Genomic DNA, 22,788 nt, shown 5'->3' with positions numbered 1-22,788 from the left:
TGGTGTCACCGGGGTTCCTCCAGGTGTTGGGGGCCAAAAGCATCGGGAAGGACCTGGCCCATGGTCTTGATTCCCTGCGTGGTCATAAGCTCCATGTCGGGAGCCCTGAATTCATAGAGCAACTGCCGGCAGCGACCGCACGGCATCAGCACGTTGCCGCCGGCGTCGACGCAGTAGAAGGCACGGAGCAGGCCGCCGCCGGTCATCTGCAAATTACCGACGAGGGCGCACTCGGCACACAGCGTCAGCCCGTAGCTGGCATTTTCGACGTTGCAGCCGCTCACAATCCGGCCGTCCGCGGTGAGGGCTGCTGCCCCGACCGCGAACTTCGAATACGGCGCGTAGGCATTGGCCATCGCGGTGACCGCGGCGGCCTTGAGGGCCGCCCAGTCAACGTTGGTGCACTCCATCGTCAACCCTTCACATACGGTATGCCGTCGGCGGCCGGCGGCCGGGACCGGCCAACGAGTCCGGCGACCGCAAACACGGTTACGAGGTAGGGCAGCATTGCCATAAACTGGCTCGGCACCGGGGTGCCGATGATCGTCACAATGCTCTGCAGGTTGTCGGCGAAACCAAACAGCAGCGCTGCGAAGAACGCCCCCAACGGATTCCAGCGCCCCAGGATCATCGCCGCGAGGGCAATAAAGCCGCGGCCACCGGAGATCTCCTTCGTGAAGCTGTCGATCGCCACCAGCGTGAAGAACGATCCACCGATCCCGGCTACAGCGCCGCCGAGGGTGACGTTCCAGAACCGGGTTGCGTTGACGTTGATGCCCAGGGTGTCGGCAGCCTGCGGGTGTTCGCCGACGGCGCGGACCCGCAGGCCCCACTTGGTCTTGAACAGCGCAATCCACACCACGATCACGGCCACGTACATCAGGTAGCCAACAACGGACTGCTTGAAGAGGATGGGTCCGAGGACCGGGATGCTGGACAGCCCCGGAATTTCGATGATGGGAAGCCGCCCCGGCGAGTTAAACATTTCCTTGTCCGCCTGCATCACGGTGCTGAACAGAAAGCCCGTGAGGCCCGAGATCAGGACGTTGAGCACCACACCGACGATGATCTGGTTGACCACGTACTTGATGCTGAACACTGCCAGCACCATCGAGACGAGGGCTCCGGCCACGGCTGCCGCGAGCAGACCCAGGTACGGGCTGCCGGTCAGGCTGGCAACGATAGCGGCGGTGAAGGCACCGCCAAGCAACTGGCCTTCAATGGCGATGTTCACAACGCCGGCTCGTTCGCACAGCACCCCTGACAGGGAGCCGAAGACAATCGGTACGGCGAGGGTCACGGATCCGGCGATCAGGCCCGCCAGCGAGATGCTGGGGGTCCGGGCGCCGCCGACCACCCAGACCAGGAAGGCCACCACGAACAGGACCGTGAACAGGACAGGCAGCCAGCGCGGGGGCCGCTGGATTTTTGTCTTGAGGAACATCGCGTAGCCGGCCAGGGCCAGCAGGATCACGGACAGCACCAGCCCGGTGAGGTAGGCCGGCGCCTCGATAGCCGGCAGCTGGAAGAAATCCCCGCCGGAGGAGATGCCGAATTTTGCCGTCTCGTGCGGGCCCAGCAGGCCAAAAAAGACGAATGCGATGACGGCCAGGACCAGCAGCGTCACGGGCAGCTTCCAGGTGACCGGTTTGGCGGAGACCGTCGGCTTCCTGTTCGCCTCTGGACGCGGGCGGTCCTGCTCTTGCTTACGGGGTTCTCCCGGGACGGGGGACGTTGTTGTTGTGCTCATGCTGCACCTCCGGTGGCTGCTGCCTGCTGGGACTTGCCGGCGGATACGGCCTTCTTTTTGCGCGGGTTGAGCCCAAAAACGGCCCGGACCAGGGGTGGCGCCGCGATGAACAGCACAATGAGCGACTGCACCACCAGCACAATGTCTATCGGGGTTCCGGTCTGGATCTGCATCTGGACCGCACCGGCGCGGAAGGCGCCGAACAGCACACCGGCGGCGAAGGTGCCCCACGGCGTCGAACGTCCCAGCAGTGCGACGGTAATGGCGTCAAAGCCGTAGGTCGCCGCTACACCGTCGGTGAGTACTTTTTCGGTTCCCGCTACCTGCGCGACGCCGGCCAGTCCGGCGAGGCCGCCGGCGATCGCCATCACCAGGATGGTGGCGCGCGGGACGTTGATGCCTGCGGTGAGTGCCGCATTTGGGTTGGCTCCCACCGCGCGGAACTCGAAGCCGATGGTCGAGCGGTTCAGCAGCCACCAGACGAACACCGTTGCCGCGATGGCCAGCAGGAAGCCAAGGTGCAGCCGGTACTGGCTGCCGAAAAGCTGCGGATATACGGCCGACGGGTCCAGCAGCGGTGAGATAGGTGTGGTTTCCCCGGGACGCTGGAACGCCGGTGTGTCCAGGAGGTAGCGCACCAGGTACAGGGCAATGTAGTTGAACATGATGGTCACGATGACCTCATGGGCCCCGGTCCGCGCTTTGAGCACGCCGACCAGGCCGCCCCAGACGGCGCCGCCAACGACGCCGGCAAGCACCACAAGCAGCAGGTGAAGGCCCACCGGCAGCTCCAGCTCGAAACCGACCCAGGCGGCCACGATGCCGGCCATGATGATCTGGCCCTGCGCGCCGATGTTAAAGAGTCCCGCGCGGAATGCCAGGGCGACACCGAGGCCGGCGGTGATCAGCGGAGTGGCGATGGTGAGTGTTTCCAGCAGCGGGGCGAACTGTCCGCCCAAGCCGCTGCCCCGCGGGTTGAAGACCGAGCCCTGGAAGAGCGCGACGTAGGAACTTGTCGCGGCTGACCAGACGGCGGCGAGGAAGTCGGCCGGGCGGGCAAAGAAGTAGCTCGACGTCGCCGCGACCTCCTTGTCGGTGCTGGCAATAAGCAGTCCCCCAAGAATCAAGGCAAGGAGGACAGCCAGTGCTGTCACAATGCCGTTTCCGGTGAAGATCTGGCGCAGCACCGAATCCGAGTCCCCCGCAGCTGCAAGGGAGCCGCTCTGGGCCGAGACGGGAACCGCCGATGGCCGCATTGCACCGCCGGCTGTGTCCAGGGAAGTGGCCAGGGCTGCGTCATCTGCGGGGGCCCCGGTCTTCGTTTCGGCCACAGCGGCCGGCCCGGTTTCCGGGGCGTCGAGGGGTTCCGGATTCAGGTCCAGATCCGGTTCGCTCGAGCGTCGAGGCTCGTTGTTTTCACTCATGGTCGTCTCCTACGGCGCCGGAGCCGGACTCGGGCACGGTCGGCGCGGCGGGCGCCTGGTTCTTTGCTGGGGGTGCGGCGGGGCTCTCTGCGGGCCCGCCGGGTGCGGGCTTACCCGCGGAATCGGCGTGTGCGTCCTGCGGGGAGAGCCCGGCCATCATCAGGCCAAGGACGTCGCGGCCGGTGCCGGACGGGACAATCCCGACGATTTTGCCCTTGTAGAGCACTGCGATCCGGTCCGCGAGGTCGACGACTTCATCGAGTTCGGTGGAGACGATCATCACGGGCGTGCCAACGTCGCGCTCGGCCACGATGCGCTTATGCAGGAACTCGATGGACCCGACGTCCACGCCGCGGGTGGGCTGGGAGGCGATGAAGAGCCGCAGCGGCCGGGAGAGTTCCCGGGCCATCACCACCTTCTGCTGGTTTCCGCCGGACAAGGTGCCAGCCGCGAGCGAACCCGAGGGAGTGCGCACATCAAACTCCTCGATCCGGCCCTTGGCGTTCTCCAGGACCTTGGCCGGCCGCATGCTGATGCCTTTGGCGAACGGGGCCTGGTCGTATCGGTCAAGAATCAGGTTTTCGGCAATCGAGAAGGTGCCGATCAGGCCGTCAACGTTGCGGTCTTCCGGCACGAAGCCGACCCCGGCGTTGAGGACTTCCTTGACGCTGCGGCCAATAAGTTCCGCACCGTCGAGCAGGATGGAGCCATGGACCCGGTCCTGGAGGCCCAGGATGGCCTCGGTCAGTTCGGTCTGCCCATTGCCCTGGACGCCGGCGATGGCGAGGATCTCACCGCGGGCGATGTCGAAGCTGATGCCGTCCACCACGTGCTGGCCGCTGGGCGCAATCACAGTGAGGTCCGTCACCTGGAAGGTCGTCTCCTGGGGCTTCGCCGGGGCCTTGTCCAGGGTCAGGTTCACGGCCCGGCCCACCATCATGGAAGCAAGTTCCGTCGTCGAGGCGCCGGGATCGGCGGTACCAACGACCTTGCCCCGCCGGATCACAGTGATGGTGTCCGAGACGGCTTTGACTTCACGAAGCTTGTGCGAGATGAAGACAATCGATGTGCCGTGGCTCTTGAGCTGGCGCATAATGTCCAGCAGCTCATCGGTGTCCTGCGGGGTCAGCACGGCAGTGGGTTCATCGAGAATCAGGACCCTGGCGTCGCGGACGAGTGCCTTGATGATTTCTACGCGCTGCTGCACCCCCACCGGGAGGTCCTCCACCAGGGCATCGGGGTCGACGTCAAAGCCGTACCGGTCCGAGATTTCCCGGATCTTCCGCCGGGTGTCATCCAGGTTCAGGAACCCCCCGGCCGTGGTGGTTTCCGCTCCCAGGGCGACGTTTTCCGCGACCGTAAAGACCGGAACGAGCATAAAGTGCTGGTGCACCATCCCGATGCCGGCTGCCATGGCGTCGCCCGGGCCGCGGAAGGTGACGGGTTTGCCGTCGACCAGGATCTGGCCCTCGGTCGGCTCGTACAGACCGTACAGGACATTCATCAGCGTGGACTTGCCCGCGCCGTTTTCGCCGAGCAGACAATGAATCTGCCCGGGCTCAACCACCACGTCAATGTGGTCGTTGGCTACCAGGGAGCCGAAGCGTTTGGTGATCCCCTTGAGTTCAAGTTTCAAAACTCTGACCAATCTAGAAGTATCCGGCAGTCGTGGCCCGGACGGATGATGGGGCCGCAGGATCAGCCTAGTGCCTGCAGCCGGAGGCGGAGCCGGTCCGCTCAACGAAAAGCGCCACAGCCCGTGCGGTGATGACCGGACGGGCCGTGGCGCTTAGCGGCGGAAGCTAGAGCTTCGGGCTGGCTGCGGATTCAACCTTCAGCTTGCCGTCGGCGATATCCTTTTTGATCTGCTCCAGCTGGGTCTTCACTTCGGCCGGGACCGCGGAGTCCTGGTCGTGGAACGGCGCCAGCTGCACGCCGTCGTTCGCGAGGGTGCCAACGTACGGCGTGTTGGTGAACTTGCCGTCCTTGTCTTCCTTCACAACGGTCTCGACAGCCTCGCCCATCTGCTTCATCACGGAGGAAAGCATAATGTCCTTGTAATCCGGTGCCGTGAGGAAGCCGTCGGAGTCAACCCAGATGAGCTTAACGTCCTTGCCTGCCGCCTTGGCTTCCTTCAGGGCAGCGCCGGCACCCTTGCCAACCGGACCGGCGACGGGCATCACGATGTCAGCGCCCTGATCCAGGAAGTTCTGGGTGAACTGCTTGCCCTTGTCCTGCTTTTCGAAGTCACCGGTGAAGGAACCGTCCTGCTTGGCCTTGTCCCAGCCGAGCACCTTCACGGTCTTGCCGTTTTTCTCGTTGTAATACTTGACGCCGTCGGCATAGCCGTCCATAAAGATGGTGACGGTGGGGATCTTGATACCGCCGAAGGTGGCGACCGTTCCGGTCTTGGTGGTGCCGGCTGCGAGGTAGCCCGCCAGGAAGGCGGCCTGGGCCGTGTCATAAATGATCGGCTTGACGTTGCTGATCGGGGTGTCATAGCCGAAGTCGATAATGGCGAAGTGTTTGTCCGGGTTCGCCGTGGCCTGGGCCTTGGTGGCGTCGCCGAGCAGGAAGCCGACAGTGACTGTCAGGTCGCAGCCGGCCGTGACCATTGCCCGCAGGTTGGGCTCGAAGTCGTTATTGGTCTTGGACTCGGCCTGGTTGACCTTGATGCCCAGATCCTTCTCGGCCTTCTTCAGCCCCTCGTAGGAGGACTGGTTGAATGACTGGTCGTCGAATCCGCCCGAGTCGGACACGATGCAGCCGGTGTAGTTGCTGGCCGAGGCGGAGGCACTGCTGCTGGCTGTCGGTGCGGCCCCGCAACCGGTGAGGAGCAGCGCAGCCGCGCCGGCGGTGGCGACTCCTGCCACCGAACCGCGCTTGAAGGTTGCACGCAGAGAGTTCTTCAATTTTCCTCCAGGAGAAAAGAGTAGGCGCTACGACGGAAGCTCAATGAGTGTCTGTTGGCGGGGTTGCCGCTGAAACGCTGTTTTCACTGATGGATTTCGCAGCACTGCGCCGAAGCGCACTGATGAAAGCAACTTTAGTGTCCTGTAACACGTCCGTGTACCGCAGTTCACAGGGATTTCCCAGATTGTTGAGAACTTGTTACCAAGCGGTAGACAAAAAGCCCCGCACCGGGTGGATTCCGGTGCGGGGCTTGCGGCCTGCGGGCAGGTGGGGTGTGCGGTTAGAGCCGGACCAGCATCTTGCCGGTGTTGGCACCATCGAGGAGGTCCATAAAGGCCTGCGGTGCGTTCTCGAGTCCGTCCACGATGGTCTCGTCGTAGCTGACAGTGCCGTCCGCGATCCAACCGGACATGGTCTGGACAAACTCGCTCATGTGCTGCCAGTAGCCGCCGACCAGGAAGCCCTTGAGGGTCAGCTGCTTGCCGATGGCGAGCATAAGGTTGCGTGGGGCCGTCGCGGGCTCGGTTGAGTTGTACTGCGCGATGGCGCCGCACATGGCGACCCGGCCACCGACGTTGAGCACACTCAGGGCTGCTTCGAGGTGTTCGCCGCCGACGTTGTCGAAGTACACATCGATGCCCGCTTCGCCTGCGGCGGCGGTGAGCTGGTCAACAACGGGTCCGTCGTGGTAATTGAAGGCGGCATCGAAGCCGAGTTCGAGCAGGCGGGCCACCTTTTCCGGGGACCCAGCGCTGCCGATCACGCGGGAAGCGCCCATGGCCTTGGCAATCTGTCCCACCAGCGAGCCGACGGCACCGGCCGCGCCGGAGACGAAAACGGCGTCGCCGGCCTTGAAATCGGCCACCTTGAGCAGGCCCGCGTACGCCGTCAGGCCGGTCATCCCCAGCGCGCCGAGGAACGCGGAGGCGGGTGCCAGGTCCGTGCGGGCCGGCGAGGTGGCTCCGGCGTCGAGCACGGCGTATTCACGCCATCCCAGTGAATGGACGACGGCGTCGCCCACCTTACGGTCCGCGGAGCGGGAGGCGATTACTTCGCCCACGGCGCCGCCTTCCATCGCGACGTCCAAGGCAAAGGGCGCCGAGTAGGACTTGACGTCATTCATCCGGCCGCGCATGTAGGGGTCCACGGAGATAAAGAGGTTGCGGACCAGGACCTGGCCGTCCTGCAGTTCGGGCAGCGCCGTCTCGGCGATGCGGAAATTCTCCGGTACGGGACGGCCGTGCGGCCGGGATGCCAGCTGGATCTCCCGCGTGGCGGCGGGAAGGACTGTGGTTTCGGTGTCGGTGCTCATGCGGCTACCTCCATGATGTTGATGTCGACAGTGATGTTGCCACGGGTGGCATTGGAATAGGGGCAGACTTCGTGCGCCTTGGCCACGAGGGCCTCGGCGGTGGCCCGGTCCACGGCGGGCAGGGCGATCTCGAGTTCTGCGGCGATGCCGTAGCCGGCTCCATCGGCCAGGGCGCCCAGGTGGATCTTCGCGGCGACGGCGGAGTCTGTGAGGTCGGCGTGCTGCTGGCGGCCAACGAGCCGCAGCGCGGAGTGGAAGCAGGCTGCGTAGCCGGCGGCAAAGAGCTGCTCGGGGTTGGTGCCCTCGCCGCTGCCGCCCAGTTCCACCGGGCTTGCCAGCGCGACGTTAAGTTTGCCGTCCTTGGTGACGGCGGTGCCGTCGCGGCCTTCGCCCGAGGCCAGCGCCTCGGCGGTGTATAGAGTCTTCATGCGCGGTCCAATCTGTTGGCGGGAAATTCGGGAAAAATTGTGCGGGCTAGCGGGGTGCCTGCAGTGCGGCGGTGAGCCGGCCCAAGGTGTCACGCAATTGGTCGAGTTCAACAGCCGACAGGCCGGCGGCCGCCGCGAGCCGCTGCGGGATTTCCGCGGCTTTCGCGCTCAGGGCAGCGCCGTCAGCGGTGAGGAAGACCTCCACGCGGCGCTCATCGGCCGAAGAGCGCAGACGCCGCACCAGGCCAAGGGCTTCAAGCCGCTTCAGCAGCGGCGAGAGCGTTCCCGAATCAAGTGCGAGCTCGGCCCCCAACTCGCGGACGCTGCGCGGCTGCGCTTCCCACAGCACCATCATGACGAGGTACTGCGGGTAGGTCAGGCCAAGCTCTTCGAGCATCGGCCGATACGCCGCCGTCGTGGCCCGTGTTGCGGAATACATGGCGAAACACACCTGGCGGTTCAAGCGCGGGGCGTCGATTCCGGCGGCGTCGGGTGCGGCGGTCTGGCTGCCCGCGTCCGCGGAGTGCTGTGTTTCGCTCATGAAATAAACATACTCCACAATTCAATTGTGCACAACTCAATTGTGCGCAATTCAAATGCGGGAGGGCTAACTGCGTTCAACCGGCCTGGTGGCCATTCGCTCCCGCCGATCTACCCGGCCCGGAACGAGGTGTCCACCTCCGGCTTTGGAAGCCTGCCGGCTAGAGGTCGCGCAGGGTTCGCAGCGCAGCGGCCGTAAGCACCTTAACACCCAGGCCCAGGGCACGTTCATCCAGGATGTAGTCACCGCGGTGCAGATCGTACTCCTCGCCGCCGGGGGTCTTGGTGCCGAGCCGCATCATGGCGCCGGGAAGGTCGGCCAGGAACCAGGCAAAGTCTTCACCGCCCATGGACTGGGGCGTCAGGACGACTGCGCCTTCGCCGATTTCGGCACGGGCCGCGGCTTCAATCAGTGCGGTTTCGTGTTCGGAGTTCACCACGGGAGGCACGCCTCGGGTGTGTTCCAGGTGCACATCAACGCCGTACGGTGCCGCGATCTGCTGGATGACCTCGTCGAGGATCTCGCCGGCACTGTGCCAGGCGTCGCGGTCCAGGCAGCGCATGGTGCCGGCCATGTAGCCGCTGGCCGGGATTGCGTTGGGCGCGGAACCGGCCGAGATATGGCCCCAGACCACTGACACCCCGCTGCGCACGTCAACCCGGCGGGAAAGCACCGCCGGGACGTTAACGGCGATCTGTGCCAGGGCAAAGACGAGTTCCTCGGTCAGGTGCGGCCGTGAAGTGTGGCCGCCACGGCCGGTCAGTTCGATCTTGATCGTGTCCGAGGCGGAGGTGATGGCGCCGATCCGGGTGCCGATCTTGCCCACCTCAATCCGGGGATCACAATGCAAGGCCAGGATCCGGGGGACCCCTTCCAGGACGCCTTGCTCGATACAGCTCTGCGCACCGCCGGGCATGGTTTCCTCGGCCGGCTGGAAAATGATCCGCACGGTGCCGCGCAGCGGCGACTCCTGGTGCATCCGCTGCAGGACCAACGCCGCGCCGAGCATGGTGGCAGTGTGCACATCATGGCCGCAGGCGTGGGTGACACCGTGGTTCTTCGAGGCGAAGGCAAGCCCCGTCTCTTCGATGATGGGGAGGGCATCAATATCACCGCGCAGGGCCGTGGCGATCGGGCCCTCCCCGATGTCCACCGTCAGGCCCGTTCCGGCGAGGCGCCGCGGCTTGAGGCCAGCTTGCTCGAGTCGCTGCGCCAGCTTGTCCGTGGTGCGGAACTCCTTGAACGAAAGCTCGGGGTGCGCATGCAGGTCCCGGCGGAAGGCGATCAGCTCCGGCAGGAGAGGCTCGAGCCACGGCCCCACCAGTGTGGTGGGTTCAGCTTCAGTAGAGTAGTTACGCACCCAATAACTCTAGCGAGCGCAGATAAAATAGCTGCATCGCGGCCGGTGCGTTACGGATCCCGAGGCTAGAGGACGTCCGTGTCGCCGCTGGCCTTGAGCGCATCAACGGCCTGCTTGACCCGCTGCGAATGCTCTTTGTGCATCACGAGCAGGGCATCCGGGGTGTCAACCACCACCACGTCCTTGATCCCGATCAGGGCGATCACACGCTTGGTGTCGGAGACCACCACACCGCTGGCGTCCTCGGTGAAGACGCGGGCGCCCTCACCGATCACTGTCACGTCCTTAACTTCCTTGGCGCTGTTGAGCCGGCCCACCGAGGCGAAGTCACCGACGTCGTCCCAGCGGAAAGTACCGGGAACGACGGCGACGTCGCCCGCGGCGGCTGCCGGTTCGGCCACGGCGTAGTCAATGGCGATCTTGGGCAGGGTGGGCCAGACCCGGGCCTGGACCTCGTCGCGCTGCGGGGTGTCCCAGGCCTTGGCGATTTCCTGCACGCCGGCGTAGAGCTCGGGCTGGTTGGCTTCGAGGTGTTTGAGCATCAGCGCGACGGGAGCCACAAACATCCCGGCGTTCCAGACGTAATCGCCGCTGTCGAGGTACTCCTGGGCAACCTCTTCGCTGGGCTTCTCCACGAACTCAACAACGGCCTGGGCACTGGGGGCCCCGTCGACGCCGAGGTTTTTGCCCGACCGGATGTAACCGAAGCCAGTGGAGGGGTGGGTTGGCTTAATGCCGATGGTAACGATCTTGCCGGCCGCGGCCGCATGGATGGCTTCCCGCACGGCTGCATGGAACAGCTCGTCGGGGCTGATCACTTGGTCCGCGGCGAAGGAGCCCATGATGGTGTCCGGATCGCGTTCGTGCAGGATTGCGGCGGCCAGCCCGATGGCGGCGCCGGAGTCCTTCGGCTCGCTCTCCAGCACCAGGTCCGCGTCATCGATCTCGGGCAACTGCCGGCAGACTGCATCCCGGTGCGCCTTCCCGGTTACCACAAGCATGTGCTTGCCGGCGAGCGGCTCCAGCCGGTCGTACGTCGATCTCAGCAGCGTGCTGCCCGAGCCCGTGAGGTCATGAAGGAACTTGGGGGCTGCCGCTCGTGACAGGGGCCAGAGGCGGGTCCCCACTCCGCCTGCCGGAATCACCGCAATAAACCGGCTCAGGGCCGGGCCCTGAGCCGTACCCTGCAGCGCGTCCTGGCTTGTCACTTTGTCTGTAGTCATCACGGCTACTTTAGCCGACACCGGCGCACAGAGCCCTGAACCGGCGTCGGAGCAGGCAACGGGCACCGCTGCGGGCACTGATCCGAAGCAGTCCGGGCCCCGCCCACCCTCCCGCCTCACTCCCGCCTCACTCCCGCGCGGAATGTGCCGTTCGTCTCAAAAGCGGACCAAAACCCCGATGGGCGACGTCACCAGCGGGTGGCTGAATTGAATAAGCTGCGAGCGAAGCCTAGATTTAGGCTTGAGCTTACGAGTGCTCTCGCAGCAGGCGTTCCCCCCGCGTGGATCCCATGCCAGCGCCGCTGTGTTGCAGGGAGGTTTATTCAGTGCCGACAAAACCAGCTGGCACCTTGTACCGCGGCCGTGAAGGCATGTGGTCCTGGGTTGGACACCGCATAACTGGTGTAGTGATTTTTTTCTTCTTGTTGGTCCATGTACTGGACACCTCATTGGTGCGTGTATCCCCCGAGGCCTACACCGCCGTGATCGGTGCCTACAAGAACCCCCTGATGGCCCTGGGTGAAACGGGCCTCGTCGCAGCGATCGTCTTCCACGCCTTTAACGGCCTGCGGGTCATCGCCGTCGATTTCTGGAAGAAGGGCGCCAAGTACCAGCGCCAGATGCTATGGACGGTGCTCATCCTCTGGGCAGTCGTTATGGTTGGCTTCTCCATCCGCCACCTGTCCCTCGCCCTTGGAGGCCACTAGCCATGAGTGCAACGCAGATTCAGAGCCCGCGCAGCCCAAAGGTCGGCAGCAACCGGATTGCGCCGCAGTACCGCCGCAACGGCAGTTCAAAAGGCAACTTCGAAATGATCGCCTGGCTCTTTATGCGGCTTTCCGGCGTTGTCCTGGTTGTGCTGATCTTCGGCCACCTTTTTGTCAACCTGATGGTGGGCGAGGGAATCCACGCGATCGACTTCGGTTTTGTGGCCGGTAAATGGGCTGACCCGTTCTGGCAGATCTGGGACCTGGCGATGCTGTGGCTGGCCATGCTGCACGGCACCAACGGTGTGCGGACCATCATCAACGACTACGCCGAAAAGGACGCCACACGACTGTGGCTGAAGATCGTGCTGTACGCCGCCACCACCGCCATCATCATCCTGGGCACCCTGGTCATCTTCACCTTTGATCCGTGCCCTGTGGTCAACGGTGTCCAGCTGCCTGGCGGCTTCTGCCCGGCGCCCTAACGGCGCGGCCCCAGCGGCAACCGACCCGTCCCTGCCCGGTGCAGGTACGGCAGGTCCACGAGATGTCACCGGCCCGGCTCCGCCGGCCGGTGTTGTAAGCGAATTTTGAGAGAAAGAGCGTCTGGTATGCAGGTCCATAAGTACGACGTCGTCATCGTCGGTGCCGGTGGCGCCGGGATGCGCGCGGCGATCGAATCCGGTCAGCGCGCCCGAACAGCGGTACTGACCAAGCTGTACCCCACCCGCTCCCACACCGGTGCGGCGCAGGGCGGCATGTGCGCAGCCCTGGCGAACGTCGAGGAAGACAACTGGGAATGGCACACCTTTGACACGATCAAGGGCGGCGACTACCTGGTTGACCAGGACGCGGCCGAGGTGATGGCCAAAGAAGCAATCGACGCCGTCCTGGACCTGGAAAAGATGGGCCTGCCGTTCAACCGCACGCCCGAAGGCCGGATTGACCAGCGCCGTTTCGGCGGCCACACCCGCGATCACGGCAAGGCTCCGGTCCGCCGCGCCTGCTACGCCGCTGACCGCACCGGCCACATGATCCTGCAGACCCTGTACCAGAACTGCGTCAAGCACAACGTTGAGTTCTACAACGAGTACTACGTCCTTGACCTCCTGACCGTCGAGGAAGACGCTGTCCGCAAAGACGGCACGCCGTACAAGCAAAAGCGCGTTTCCGGCGTTGTGTCCTACGACCTTGCCTCCGGTGAACTGCATGTCTTCCAGGCCAAGTCGGTGGTTTTCGCCACGGGCGGCGCGGGCAAAGTCTTCAAAACCACCTCCAATGCCCACACCCTCACCGGTGACGGCATGGGCATTGCCTTCCGCAGCGGCATCCCGCTGGAGGACATGGAGTTCTTCCAGTTCCACCCGACAGGCCTCGCCGGCCTGGGCATCCTCCTCTCCGAGGCCGCCCGCGGCGAAGGAGCGATTCTGCGCAACTCCGAAGGTGAGCGCTTTATGGAGCGCTATGCCCCCACCATCAAAGACCTCGCACCCCGCGACATCGTGGCCCGCTCCATGGCCAACGAAGTCCGTGAGGGACGCGGTTGCGGCCCGAACAAGGACTACGTCCTGCTGGACCTGACGCACCTTGAGCCGGCACATATCGACGCCAAGCTGCCGGACATCACCGAGTTCGCCCGCACCTACCTCGGTGTCGAGCCGTACACGGAGCCGGTACCGGTCTTCCCGACGGCGCACTACGCCATGGGCGGCATTCCCACCAATATCAGCGCCGAAGTGCTCCAGGACAACAACACCGTTGTCCCGGGCCTTTACGCGGCCGGCGAGGTCGCCTGCGTCTCGGTGCACGGCTCCAACCGCCTGGGCACCAACTCGCTGCTGGACATCAACGTCTTCGGCAAGCGCGCCGGCATTGCCGCCGCCGAGTACGCCAAGACCGCCGATTTCGTTGATCTTCCCGGCGACCCGGAGGCCTACACACTGGACCTGCTCAACCACGTCCGCACCGCTGACGGCACTGAGAAGGTTGCTGCGATCCGCAAGGAACTGCAGGACACGATGGACGCCAACATGCAGGTGTTCCGCACCGCAGAGACCCTGAACCAGGTCCTGTCTGACATTGCGTCCTTCGAGGAGCGGTACCAGCGGATCAGTGTCCAGGACAAGGGCAAACGCTTTAACCTGGACCTCCTCGAAGCCGTGGAGTTGGGCTTCCTGCTGGAACTGGCCAAGGTTATGACCGTGGCGGCCCTGCACCGCGAGGAATCCCGCGGCGGCCACTTCCGCGAGGACTTCCCCGAGCGCGACGACGAAAAATTCATGAAACACTCCATGGCGTACAAGGATGAGCATGCTCCGGCGGATGGTTCCGCGGAGGCTATTGCGGGCATCCGTCTCTCCACCAAACCGGTGGTCTTTACGCGCTACGAGCCGATGGTGAGGAAGTACTAAGATGACCGCTGAACTCGCTGAGCCAGCTTCCAAGATCGAACTGCCCGCCCACATCGGCGGCGGCGGAGACATTCCGTCCTTCGACGTCCACCTGCGGGTGCGCCGCTACAACCCGGAGGTCTCCGACGAGTCCACCTGGGACGACTTCCACGTCACCATGTACGGCACGGACCGCGTCCTGGACGCCCTGCACAAGGTGAAGTGGGAAATCGACGGCAGCGTCTCCTTCCGCCGCTCCTGTGCACACGGTGTCTGCGGCTCCGATGCCATGCGCATCAACGGCCGCAACCGCCTTGCCTGCAAAACGCTGCTGAAGGACCTGGATACCTCCAAGCCCATCACCGTCGAGCCGATCAAGGGTCTTCCGGTGGAAAAGGACCTGATTGTGGACATGGAACCGTTCTTCCAGTCCTTCCGCGAGGTGATGCCGTTCCTGATCAACCGCGGCCATGAGCCCACCAAGGAACGCCTGCAGTCGGCCGAGGACCGCGAGCGGTTCGATGACACGACCAAGTGCATCCTCTGCGCCGCGTGCACCTCGTCCTGCCCGGTTTTCTGGACCGACGGCCAGTACTTCGGCCCGGCAGCGATCGTCAACGCGCACCGCTTCATCTTCGATTCCCGGGATGACGCAGGCGACATGCGCCTGGAGATCCTCAACGACAAGGAAGGTGTGTGGCGTTGCCGCACCACCTTCAACTGCACCGAGGCATGCCCGCGCGGCATCCAGGTCACGCAGGCAATCGCCGAGGTCAAGCAGGCAATCCTGTCCCGCAAGATCTAGCAACCGCTTCACAGCACAAACGACGACGGCGCCTCCCACCTTTGCGGTTGGGGGCGCCGTCGTCGTCGGCCCCACCATCGAAAGGTTCCCGTGTCCCGCTCCGAAAAGGTCTCCTTCCAAGGTTCCACCGGGGAAACCCTCTCCGGCATTATTGATGTCCCCGACGGCGCGGTGAAAGGCTGGGGTGTGTTCTCGCACGGCTTTACGCTGGGCAAGGACAGCCCCTCGGCGTCGAGGATGTGCAAGGAGCTGGCGGACAACGGGGTGGGCATGCTCCGCTTCGACAACCTGGGCCTGGGCGAATCCGCAGGCTTATGGTCGGAGGGATCCTTTAGCCACAAGGTGGCGGACACCGTCAAGGCGGCCGAGTTTATGCGCCTGGCGGGCCGTCCGGTGTCGCTGCTGGTGGGTCATTCCTTTGGCGGGGCCGCTGTGCTGGCGGCCGCGCGGGAGATCCCGGAACTCGACGCCGTTGCCACAGTGGGCGCCCCGTTCTCGCCCAAGCATGTGGCACACGTCTTTGACTCGGCGCTGGACCGGATCCTCAACGAGGGCAGCGCCGAAGTGGACCTGGGCGGCAAACGGGTGGAGATCCGGCGGCATTTTGTGGAGGACCTGGAACAGGCGGACCTGACGGACTGCATCCGGCAGCTGCACAAACCGCTGATGGTGCTGCACTCCCCCACCGACAACACCGTGGGCATCGAAAACGCAAGCACCATCTTCCAGACGGCCCGCCACCCGCGCAGCTTTGTGTCGCTGGAGGGGAGCGACCACCTCCTGACCGGCAAGGGCCAGGCGGCGCGGGCGGCGCGGATTATTTCAGCCTGGGCCGACCAGTACCTCGACGCCACCTCGTAGCCGGGACCGGGCGGCGGGTTTCCCCGGCGTCCACGGGCGTCTTGCCCGGCTGGACCCGGCGGGCGCCCCACCCGGTCCTGGTGCTGGCCGGCTGCAGCTTGAGGTCCTTCTCCCGGACCGACACCCATGCGGCGCTGACAACGTACACCTGGCTGACCAGGTTGAACCAGATGAGCAGGCCGATGATGATGGCGAAGGGCGCCAGGATGGGGTTCTTTCCCGCGCTGGCCAGTAGCTGGGTGCTGAAGATCTGCAGCACTGTGGTGCCGGCCGCTGCGATGAGGGTCCCTTCCAGCAGTGAGCGCCGGGCCGCTTTAAGCCCCGCGGCCAGCCGGAACATAATCAAGGCGGTTCCCCAACCCAGCAGCAGCGGCACCACAATCGTCACGGACGTCGTCAGCGGCCAGGCGATCAGCGGATCGAGGCTCAGCTGCTCGGCCACCCAGTCGGCAGCGGTGCCGAAAACCAGCGAGGCCGCCGAGCTGATCACAAGGGCCACTCCGAGCAGCAGCAGGATGCCCGCGTCGCGCAGTATTTGCAGGACCGGGTTGATAGTGCGGGGACCCCATCCCATCATGCCGCGCACGCCGTCGCGAATGCCGCTGATCCAGCCCAGGGCGGTGAAAACGGTCACCCCGGCGGCGATCACAGCAGTCCAGCCGAGGCCGGAGGGGTTCAGCAGTTTCTTGGGATCCACCAGGCCCTCGCCGCCGTCGACCTGCAGCAGGCCCGGTGCGGCTGTGGCCACACTCTTGATGATTTGGTCCAGCAGCGCGGGCTGTCCGCTTAGGAACAGGCCCGCGAGGGAGAAGCCGGTGGCCAGCAGACCGGTGATGGAGAAGAACATCCGGAACCCGATGCCGGCGCTCATCAGCGGCCCGTGCTGGCGGTTGTAGTGCTGGAACGCACGCAGCGGGCGAAGGGTGTTGAGCCGGGCGATCAGCCACGGCAGCATTGCCAGCAGCGCCGCCGTCCCGCCGCCGGAGCGCCGCGCCTTGCCCCACTCGAGCCTCTTGCGGATGACTTCCAGCCGTAGCCCGGCCAGATCGGTCGGTAGGGGTGGTTCAGCGGGCGTCTGGGGCCCCGTCCTCGCCTCGGTCGATGTCGAATTCGGTCCCAAAGTCCAGTTCTTCCCGTAGCTGCCAGATACCGTTCTGGTCGTGTTCGTAGAGTCCCATGCTAGCGACCGGGAACGTCGCCCGGTAATCCTTGAGCGCCGTTTCGGCCTCATCAAGGCTTTCCGGCGCGACGTCATGGGCCACAGTAACGTGCGGGTGGTACTCGAATGGCAGCTCCCGCTCCAACGGACCTGCCTGAAGCCGCTCGTGCAGGCTCACGCAATCGCCGAATCCATCCTCGACGTTCAGGAAGACCACCGGGGACACCGGCCGGAAGGAGCCCGTCCCGGCGATGGTCACGTGGAAGGGCTCCTGCCTGCTCGCGATGGCCCGGACATGTTTCCGGGTCGCGTCCCAGTCCCGGGTCGTGGTGGTCGTCACCAGCGTGATGTGGGCCGGGATGACACCCGCCATGGGGTCACCGAAGGACGCCCGCCAGCGCTGAAGTTCCTCGGCGATAGCCTCCGGAAACCCCAGGATCACACCGATACTGATGCCCTCGCCGCGGTGTCCATTGCCCTCGGCGTCCTGGCTCCCGGAACCCGTGCCGCTGCCGGCACGCGCCGTGGCACGTGCCGGCTCGTTGGCGGTGACTCTGCTGACGGAGGACATTGCGCTAGCGGACTCCCTGGGCTCCGGCGTAGGGCAGGAACCCCACCTTGGCGTACACGTCGCGCAGGGTGACCGAGGCAATCTCTCGGGCCTTGTCGGCGCCGAGTGCCAGCAGCCGGTCCAGCTCCGCGGGGTCATCCAGCAATTCGTTCGCCCGGTCCCGGATGGGGGTGAGTCGATCTGCCACCACCTCGGCGAGGTCGACCTTCAGGTGGCCGTACATTTTGCCCTGGTACGCAGCGACAAGGGCATCCACACTTTGCCCGGTGATCGCCGAGTAGATGGTCAGGAGGTTCGAAACCCCGGGCTTGGCCTCGCGGTCGAACCGGATCTCCGTCTCCGCGTCCGTGACCGCGGATTTGATCCGCTTGGTGATGACCTTGGGCTCATCCAGCAGGTTGATTAGCCCGGCTGGTGATTCGGCCGACTTGGACATCTTGGCTGTGGGGTTTTGCAGGTCGTAGATTTTCGCCGATTCCTTCTGGATGAAGGGCGCCGGAACGTTGAAGGTCTCGCCGAAGCGGGAATTGAAGCGCTGGGCCAGGTCGCGGCTGAGTTCCACGTGCTGCCGCTGGTCTTCTCCTACCGGCACACCGTGCGGCTGGTAGAGGAGGATATCCGCGGCCTGCAGGACCGGGTAGGTGAACAGGCCGACGCTGGCCTGGTCCGAGCCGTGCCGTGAGGCCTTGTCCTTGAACTGGGTCATCCGGGAGGCCTCGCCGAAGCCGGTGATGCAGTTCAGCACCCAGGCCAGCTGGGCGTGCTCGGGTACCTGGGACTGGACGAAGAGCGTGCACTTGTCCACGTCCACGCCGCCGGCGATGTACTGCGCGGCCGTGACCCGGGTGCGGTGGGCCAGCTCGGCAGGGTCCTGCGGAACCGTGATTGCGTGCAGGTCCGGGATGAAGAAGATAGCGTCGAACTCATCCTGCATCCGGACCCAATTCACCAGGGCGCCGAGGTAATTGCCCAGGTGCAGGGAATCTGCCGAAGGCTGCATGCCGGAGAGGATGCGCTGCCGGACCCCGGTAGTGGGGGCGGCGGAGGCAGGGGAGGCGGTTTCGGTGGCAGCATCGTCGACCGGGGTCACAGTGGAGGGAGAAGTCATTCGTGGGGCCTTAAGACTAGAGCCGGTAGTCCACTACCAGCGGGGCGTGGTCGGAGAAGCGGGTGTCCCAGGACGGTGCACGGTCAACAACGGCTGAGACTGCGGCCGCCGCGAGAGCGGGCGTGGCCATGTGGTAGTCAATGCGCCAGCCGGTGTTGTTGTCGAAGGCCTGTCCCCGTTGCGACCACCAAGTGTAGGGGCCGTCTACGTTGCCCGCCAGGCCCCTGTGGACATCCTTCCAGCCGATGTCCGCGCCGAAGAACCGGTCGAAGTACGCCCGTTCCTCCGGCAGGAAGCCGGCACGTTTGACGTTGCCCTTCCAGTTTCGAATGTCCAGTTGCGTGTGGCCGACGTTGAGGTCGCCCACCACGAGGGCGTGGTCGCTGTGTTTGCCCAGCTCGGGAAGCCGGTTGAGCATCACGTCAAGGAACCGGAACTTGTCGTCCTGCTTTGGGGTCCCGGCCTCGCCGGAGTGCACGTAGGCGCTGACGACTGTCAGCTGCGAGGCTTCGCCAGCGGCGTTGCGGACCGCGAAGTCGGCTTCGACCCAGCGGCCGGCGGTGGCGAAGTAGTCGTCCCCAATGCCCACCCGGGTCTGCAGGGGTTCGGTCCGGGCGGCTATGGCGACGCCGGCGCGGCCCTTGGCTTCGGCTTCCGCGTGCAGGATGAACCATCCCTCGCCGAGCAGCTGACGGACGATCGCGTCCGGCGCGCGGACTTCCTGCAGGCAGAGAATGTCCACTTCGCGGGGCTCAAGCCATTCCGCCATGCCATTCCTATACGCGGCACGGAGGCCATTGACGTTGACCGATGCGATGCGAAGGTTGTCCTTCTTCAATGCCGAACTCACCCGATCCACTCTAGTCGACAATGGTTCCGGCGACAGGTTCGTCGGTGCCGGCGGACTTGATCATGTCCCGGGCGTTGGTGGCAGTGATCTCGATGGTCTCCAGCGCCCGGCGGATCGTGTCCTGATCCGCGGCGGCGCCCTTCTCCCGTTCCTGCTCGACGACGCGGACCTGGACCTGGACGATCTTGAACGAGTGGTCGAGTTTCAGGTCCCGGACTTCATCGGCATCGCGGCGGACCTCGACGCGCCGGGTGCTGCCATGGTCAACACTGCCCGACGACGGCGCGCGGCCGGCCGCGGCGTTGAAGGCGTTCTGCGCTTCAGTGATCTTGGCTCCGGCCTTCTTGGCGGCCTTCTGGATACTGAAGACCACAAAGGAAGCCAGGGCGAGCCAGAAGCCGGCGATGATCGCCACAAGCCAGCCGACGACGTCGTTCTGGTTCGCGGCAAAGATGACCGCGACGACAAAGGCGATGATAAAGACCATCATCCCGGGTCCGCTGATGCGGAGCATGGAGAACTTGGTGCTGTTCGCGGACGGCTTGGAAGACGCGGGGTTGCCCAGAGATTGCATGAGCCTATTATCGCAAATCCCCGCACGGCCCCGGGCCGCTTCCACCCGGGGCGAACGCTCCGGCCCTACTTGAGGAACAGCCGGCGCAGCCGGCCGGTGGTCAGCAGCAGGCCGCAGGCGATCATCACGAGGTAGTAGCCGATGTGCACAGCTGTTGCCGGGGTGAAGGCTCCCACACTGATTTGCCGGAGCAGTTCCACGCCGTGCCACAGCGGCATCGCCTGGATGAGCCACTGGATGTACTGCGGGTAGACGCTGAGCGGGTAGAAGGTGGCGCTGAACAGGAACATCGGCAACATAACGAAGTTGATCCAGTCCATCTGCTGGAACGTCTTCATAAAGCTCGTGATGCCCATCCCGAAGCTCGCGAAACCGAACGCGATCAACACGGCGGCCGGGATCATAAGGACGGCCCACGGCGTGGTGATCAGCCCCATAAGGCCCATAACTGCGGTGAACCCGGTGGCGTACATCAGGCCGCGCAGCAGGGCCAGGAAGATCTCCCCCATGGCGACGTCCAGCGGGCCCAGGGAGGTGTAAAGCATGCCCTGGTACAGCTTGGCGAAGTTCATCTTAAAGAAGACATTCCAGGTCGAGTCGTAGACGGCCCCGTTCATGGCGGACACGGCCAGCAGGGCCGGCGCGATGTAGGCGGCATAGGAAATCTCCCCGCCGCCCGGGCCCTGCACCGGGCCCACAATGGCGCCCAGGCCCACGCCCATGGCAATCAGGTACAGCACGGGCTCGAAGAAGCCGGAGAGCATGACCATCCAGTTGCTGCTCTTAGTGGCCATCAGCCCGCGGGCGACGACGGCGCGCACGTTCCGGGAGTAGAGCGGCCCGAACTTCCGGTTGCGTGCGGCCTCGGTGGCGCTGTGGCTGGTGGTGACGGCGCTCATCCGGCCATCCTCCTGATGAACCGGCGTTTGGTCAGGACCCAGCCGAGCACCGTGAGGGCCAGCAGGAAAACGACGTGCGCGATGGTCAGCAACGGGGCCTCCGGGTAGCCGTAGCTGAAGACCCGGCCAAGTTCGGTGCCGTGCCAGATCGGTGAGATCCAGCCGATCCAGCGCACGGCGAGGGGCAGCGAGTCCAGCGGGAAGAAGGTGCCCGAAAACAGGAACAGCGGCATCACGATAAACCGCATGACCATGGCGAACTGGCCTTTGTCCTGCTTGATCGAAGCCGCGTAGGCCATCAGCGGCAATCCAAAAGCCAAACCCGCGAGGGTGGCTACCAGGATCGAGACCCAGCCCCAGCCGCTCGGCGACGCCCCGAACAGCGCAATGACGGCGAAGTAGATCGCGGACTGCAGCACGAAACGCACAGTGACGGCGATGATCTGTCCGAGGGCAATCTGCTCCGGCGTCAACGGCGACGCGTGCGGCCCGTAGAAGACGCGGCGCCACTTGAAACCGTCCATGATCGGGAAGGTCAATTCGCTGGCGGCCGTCATGACCGCGGCCGAGACCAGCAGGGCCGGAGCAATGAAGACCAGGTAGCTGACGCCGCCGAAGGTTGCGGTGCTGCTGGTGTCTACGAGGCTTGCGAGCCCTACGCCCATGGCGAAGAGGTAGGCGACTGGCTGCCCGACGCCGTACATAACGATGGTCCAGCCGTAGCTCTTCATCACCCGGAGGACGTGCTCGGCGAAGTAGAGCGAGCCCCAGCGCCGGGCGCGGGCGGCCGAGACCTCCGGCGAATGGGCGCGCAGTGCGGGAGCCGGCGTCGTCACCGACCTACTCAACGAGGCTCCTGCCGGTCAGCCGCAGGAAAACGTCTTCGAGCGAGGACCGGCGCACCAGCGACGTCACCGGCCGCAACCCGCGGGCGGAGACCTCTTCGAGGGCGGCCTCGCCGTCGTGGGCGTAGATGAGGACACGGTCCGGCAGGGTTTCGAGCCGTTCGCCGATGCCTTCGAGTTCGGCACCGATGGTGGCGTTGCGTTCCGAGCCGAAGCGCAATTCCAGGACTTCACGGGTGGAGTATTCGCGGATCAGGCTGGCGGGCGAACCCTCGGCCATGATCCTGCCCTTGTCCACCACGATCAGGCGGTCGCAGAGCTGCTCGGCCTCGTCCATGTAGTGCGTGGTGAGGATCAGGGTGACACCCTGCTCCTTGAGCCGGAACAGCCGGTCCCAGAGGATGTGCCGCGCCTGCGGGTCCAGCCCGGTGGTGGGTTCATCCAGGAGCAGGATCCGGGGTTCGTTGATTAGGGAGCGTGCGATCGTCAGCCGGCGCTTCATGCCGCCGGAGAGCGCGTCCACCTTGGACTTGGCCTTGTCGGTGAGCTGGGCGAACTCCAGCAGTTCATCGGCTTTGGGCTTGAGGTAGCTCATCGGCAGGCCGAAGTAGCGGCCGTAGACCAGGAGGTTGTCCCGGACCTTGAGTTCCTCGTCGAGGTTGTCCTGCTGCGGGACGACGCCCAGGTGGGCACGCACCTCCGGACCGTTCTGGTCCGGGTCCAGGCCCATGATGCTCAGGCTCCCGGAGGTCCGCCGGGACACCCCGCCGATCATCTTCATGGTGGTGGACTTGCCCGCGCCGTTGGGGCCGAGCAGGCCAAACGCCTCGCCGGCGGGGACGGCGAAGGAGATACCGTCGACGGCGACGACATCGCCGTAGCGCTTCGTCAGGTTCTCGGCAGTGATCACATACTGCGGGGCGGATTCGGCGGGGCGGCTCAATGGTGCGTCCTGTTGAGAGGCTTCCTTGGCTGAGGATTCTTTTGAGACTAGTTCAGGCACCCAAATCACGGTAGTGGAAACCGCCGAACTATGAAAGAGTCTTTTCGTAAAAAAGTCCATCCATT

At 64.8% G+C, this 22,788-nt stretch carries 23 protein-coding genes; 5 read left to right on the top strand and 18 right to left on the bottom strand.

Going from position 1 to position 22,788, the window contains the following annotated elements; all coding sequences use genetic code 11:
• Positions 1-5 precede the first annotated feature (5 nt).
• The 10 genes from QI450_RS02900 to QI450_RS02855 all read right to left on the bottom strand — a co-directional run bounded on the left by QI450_RS02900 (position 6) and on the right by QI450_RS02855 (position 10,951).
• Positions 6-410, bottom strand: a complete 405-nt coding sequence (locus QI450_RS02900; protein WP_226775051.1) for a cytidine deaminase — start codon at positions 408-410, stop codon at positions 6-8.
• Between the two features lie 2 nt (positions 411-412).
• Entirely contained in the window at positions 413-1,750 is a 1,338-nt protein-coding gene (locus tag QI450_RS02895; RefSeq protein ID WP_226775052.1) for an ABC transporter permease, read from the bottom strand.
• Complete coding sequence (locus QI450_RS02890; protein ID WP_226775053.1) at positions 1,747-3,174, bottom strand: ABC transporter permease; 1,428 nt, start codon at positions 3,172-3,174, stop codon at positions 1,747-1,749. The genes QI450_RS02895 and QI450_RS02890 overlap by 4 nt, the downstream gene beginning before the upstream one ends.
• A complete protein-coding gene (locus QI450_RS02885; RefSeq protein ID WP_226775054.1) occupies positions 3,167-4,810 on the bottom strand; it encodes an ABC transporter ATP-binding protein in 1,644 nt (547 codons plus the stop codon). The genes QI450_RS02890 and QI450_RS02885 overlap by 8 nt, the downstream gene beginning before the upstream one ends.
• A 166-nt stretch (positions 4,811-4,976) precedes the next feature.
• A complete protein-coding gene (locus QI450_RS02880; RefSeq protein ID WP_226775055.1) occupies positions 4,977-6,086 on the bottom strand; it encodes a BMP family ABC transporter substrate-binding protein in 1,110 nt (369 codons plus the stop codon).
• A 281-nt stretch (positions 6,087-6,367) separates the two neighbouring features.
• Positions 6,368-7,399 (bottom strand): NADP-dependent oxidoreductase, encoded by a 1,032-nt coding sequence (locus tag QI450_RS02875; protein ID WP_226775056.1) that lies wholly within the window; start codon positions 7,397-7,399, stop codon positions 6,368-6,370.
• Complete coding sequence (locus tag QI450_RS02870) at positions 7,396-7,827, bottom strand: organic hydroperoxide resistance protein (RefSeq protein WP_226775057.1); 432 nt, start codon at positions 7,825-7,827, stop codon at positions 7,396-7,398. The genes QI450_RS02875 and QI450_RS02870 overlap by 4 nt, the downstream gene beginning before the upstream one ends.
• A gap of 46 nt (positions 7,828-7,873) precedes the next feature.
• A complete protein-coding gene (locus QI450_RS02865) occupies positions 7,874-8,266 on the bottom strand; it encodes a MarR family transcriptional regulator (protein ID WP_226775063.1) in 393 nt (130 codons plus the stop codon).
• 262 nt (positions 8,267-8,528) lie between these two features.
• Positions 8,529-9,728 carry an amidohydrolase gene (locus QI450_RS02860; protein WP_226775058.1) on the bottom strand — a complete coding sequence of 400 codons (1,200 nt, stop codon included), beginning with the start codon at positions 9,726-9,728 and terminating at the stop codon, positions 8,529-8,531.
• 65 nt (positions 9,729-9,793) lie between these two features.
• Entirely contained in the window at positions 9,794-10,951 is a 1,158-nt protein-coding gene (locus tag QI450_RS02855) for a sugar phosphate nucleotidyltransferase (RefSeq protein ID WP_226775059.1), read from the bottom strand.
• A gap of 326 nt (positions 10,952-11,277) precedes the next feature.
• Between QI450_RS02855 and sdhC the strand changes: the two genes are divergently transcribed.
• The 5 genes from sdhC to QI450_RS02830 all read left to right on the top strand — a co-directional run bounded on the left by sdhC (position 11,278) and on the right by QI450_RS02830 (position 15,714).
• Complete coding sequence (gene sdhC / locus QI450_RS02850; RefSeq protein ID WP_226774028.1) at positions 11,278-11,658, top strand: succinate dehydrogenase, cytochrome b556 subunit; 381 nt, start codon at positions 11,278-11,280, stop codon at positions 11,656-11,658.
• Between the two features lie 2 nt (positions 11,659-11,660).
• Positions 11,661-12,143 carry a succinate dehydrogenase hydrophobic membrane anchor subunit gene (locus QI450_RS02845; protein WP_226774029.1) on the top strand — a complete coding sequence of 161 codons (483 nt, stop codon included), beginning with the start codon at positions 11,661-11,663 and terminating at the stop codon, positions 12,141-12,143.
• 126 nt (positions 12,144-12,269) lie between these two features.
• Positions 12,270-14,069, top strand: coding sequence for a succinate dehydrogenase flavoprotein subunit (gene sdhA / locus QI450_RS02840; protein WP_226774030.1), 1,800 nt, complete (start codon positions 12,270-12,272; stop codon positions 14,067-14,069).
• A gap of 1 nt (position 14,070) precedes the next feature.
• Positions 14,071-14,853 (top strand): succinate dehydrogenase iron-sulfur subunit, encoded by a 783-nt coding sequence (locus QI450_RS02835; RefSeq protein WP_226774031.1) that lies wholly within the window; start codon positions 14,071-14,073, stop codon positions 14,851-14,853.
• Positions 14,854-14,943: 90 nt separating this feature from the next.
• A complete protein-coding gene (locus QI450_RS02830) occupies positions 14,944-15,714 on the top strand; it encodes an alpha/beta hydrolase (RefSeq protein WP_226774032.1) in 771 nt (256 codons plus the stop codon).
• Here the strand turns inward: QI450_RS02830 and QI450_RS02825 are convergent.
• The 8 genes from QI450_RS02825 to QI450_RS02790 form a co-directional block, all read right to left on the bottom strand.
• Positions 15,671-16,834: a YihY/virulence factor BrkB family protein gene (locus QI450_RS02825; RefSeq protein WP_226774033.1), complete on the bottom strand. Its 1,164-nt coding sequence runs from the start codon at positions 16,832-16,834 to the stop codon at positions 15,671-15,673. The genes QI450_RS02830 and QI450_RS02825 overlap by 44 nt on opposite strands.
• Entirely contained in the window at positions 16,779-17,444 is a 666-nt protein-coding gene (locus QI450_RS02820) for a 2'-5' RNA ligase family protein (protein WP_226774034.1), read from the bottom strand. Before QI450_RS02820 ends, QI450_RS02825 begins: the two co-directional genes overlap by 56 nt.
• Positions 17,445-17,448: 4 nt before the next feature.
• The gene (gene trpS, locus QI450_RS02815; protein ID WP_226774035.1) at positions 17,449-18,552 is read right to left on the bottom strand and encodes a tryptophan--tRNA ligase; all 1,104 of its coding nucleotides are present in this window, start codon (positions 18,550-18,552) and stop codon (positions 17,449-17,451) included.
• Positions 18,553-18,568: 16 nt separating this feature from the next.
• Complete coding sequence (locus QI450_RS02810; protein WP_226774036.1) at positions 18,569-19,402, bottom strand: exodeoxyribonuclease III; 834 nt, start codon at positions 19,400-19,402, stop codon at positions 18,569-18,571.
• A 10-nt stretch (positions 19,403-19,412) separates the two neighbouring features.
• Positions 19,413-19,976 (bottom strand): hypothetical protein, encoded by a 564-nt coding sequence (locus QI450_RS02805; RefSeq protein ID WP_226774037.1) that lies wholly within the window; start codon positions 19,974-19,976, stop codon positions 19,413-19,415.
• Between the two features lie 65 nt (positions 19,977-20,041).
• Entirely contained in the window at positions 20,042-20,875 is an 834-nt protein-coding gene (locus tag QI450_RS02800; protein WP_226774038.1) for an ABC transporter permease, read from the bottom strand.
• Positions 20,872-21,723 (bottom strand): ABC transporter permease, encoded by an 852-nt coding sequence (locus QI450_RS02795; RefSeq protein ID WP_226774039.1) that lies wholly within the window; start codon positions 21,721-21,723, stop codon positions 20,872-20,874. The genes QI450_RS02800 and QI450_RS02795 overlap by 4 nt, the downstream gene beginning before the upstream one ends.
• On the bottom strand, positions 21,716-22,723 hold the full coding sequence (locus QI450_RS02790) for an ABC transporter ATP-binding protein (protein WP_282468094.1): 1,008 nt from the start codon (positions 22,721-22,723) through the stop codon (positions 21,716-21,718). The genes QI450_RS02795 and QI450_RS02790 overlap by 8 nt, the downstream gene beginning before the upstream one ends.
• Positions 22,724-22,788 lie beyond the last annotated feature (65 nt).

The organism is Arthrobacter sp. EM1 (assembly GCF_029964055.1).
Taxonomy (GTDB): domain Bacteria; phylum Actinomycetota; class Actinomycetes; order Actinomycetales; family Micrococcaceae; genus Arthrobacter.
The sequence above is the reverse complement of the archived record's forward strand: the minus strand, read 5'-3'. Positions and strand labels throughout refer to the sequence as shown.

What these genes read in the sequence shown, in the direction of transcription:
- QI450_RS02855 (WP_226775059.1), bottom strand. Translation starts at nt 10,951, where the DNA reads ATGACTACAGACAAAGTGACAAGCCAGGACGCGCTGCAGGGTACGGCT.
- QI450_RS02845 (WP_226774029.1), top strand. Translation starts at nt 11,661, where the DNA reads ATGAGTGCAACGCAGATTCAGAGCCCGCGCAGCCCAAAGGTCGGCAGC.
- trpS (WP_226774035.1), bottom strand. Translation starts at nt 18,552, where the DNA reads ATGACTTCTCCCTCCACTGTGACCCCGGTCGACGATGCTGCCACCGAA.
- QI450_RS02890 (WP_226775053.1), bottom strand. Translation starts at nt 3,174, where the DNA reads ATGAGTGAAAACAACGAGCCTCGACGCTCGAGCGAACCGGATCTGGAC.
- QI450_RS02870 (WP_226775057.1), bottom strand. Translation starts at nt 7,827, where the DNA reads ATGAAGACTCTATACACCGCCGAGGCGCTGGCCTCGGGCGAAGGCCGC.
- QI450_RS02900 (WP_226775051.1), bottom strand. Translation starts at nt 410, where the DNA reads ATGGAGTGCACCAACGTTGACTGGGCGGCCCTCAAGGCCGCCGCGGTC.
- QI450_RS02805 (WP_226774037.1), bottom strand. Translation starts at nt 19,976, where the DNA reads ATGCAATCTCTGGGCAACCCCGCGTCTTCCAAGCCGTCCGCGAACAGC.
- QI450_RS02875 (WP_226775056.1), bottom strand. Translation starts at nt 7,399, where the DNA reads ATGAGCACCGACACCGAAACCACAGTCCTTCCCGCCGCCACGCGGGAG.
- QI450_RS02865 (WP_226775063.1), bottom strand. Translation starts at nt 8,266, where the DNA reads ATGTATTCCGCAACACGGGCCACGACGGCGGCGTATCGGCCGATGCTC.
- sdhA (WP_226774030.1), top strand. Translation starts at nt 12,270, where the DNA reads ATGCAGGTCCATAAGTACGACGTCGTCATCGTCGGTGCCGGTGGCGCC.
- QI450_RS02835 (WP_226774031.1), top strand. Translation starts at nt 14,071, where the DNA reads ATGACCGCTGAACTCGCTGAGCCAGCTTCCAAGATCGAACTGCCCGCC.
- QI450_RS02800 (WP_226774038.1), bottom strand. Translation starts at nt 20,875, where the DNA reads ATGAGCGCCGTCACCACCAGCCACAGCGCCACCGAGGCCGCACGCAAC.
- QI450_RS02895 (WP_226775052.1), bottom strand. Translation starts at nt 1,750, where the DNA reads ATGAGCACAACAACAACGTCCCCCGTCCCGGGAGAACCCCGTAAGCAA.
- QI450_RS02820 (WP_226774034.1), bottom strand. Translation starts at nt 17,444, where the DNA reads ATGTCCTCCGTCAGCAGAGTCACCGCCAACGAGCCGGCACGTGCCACG.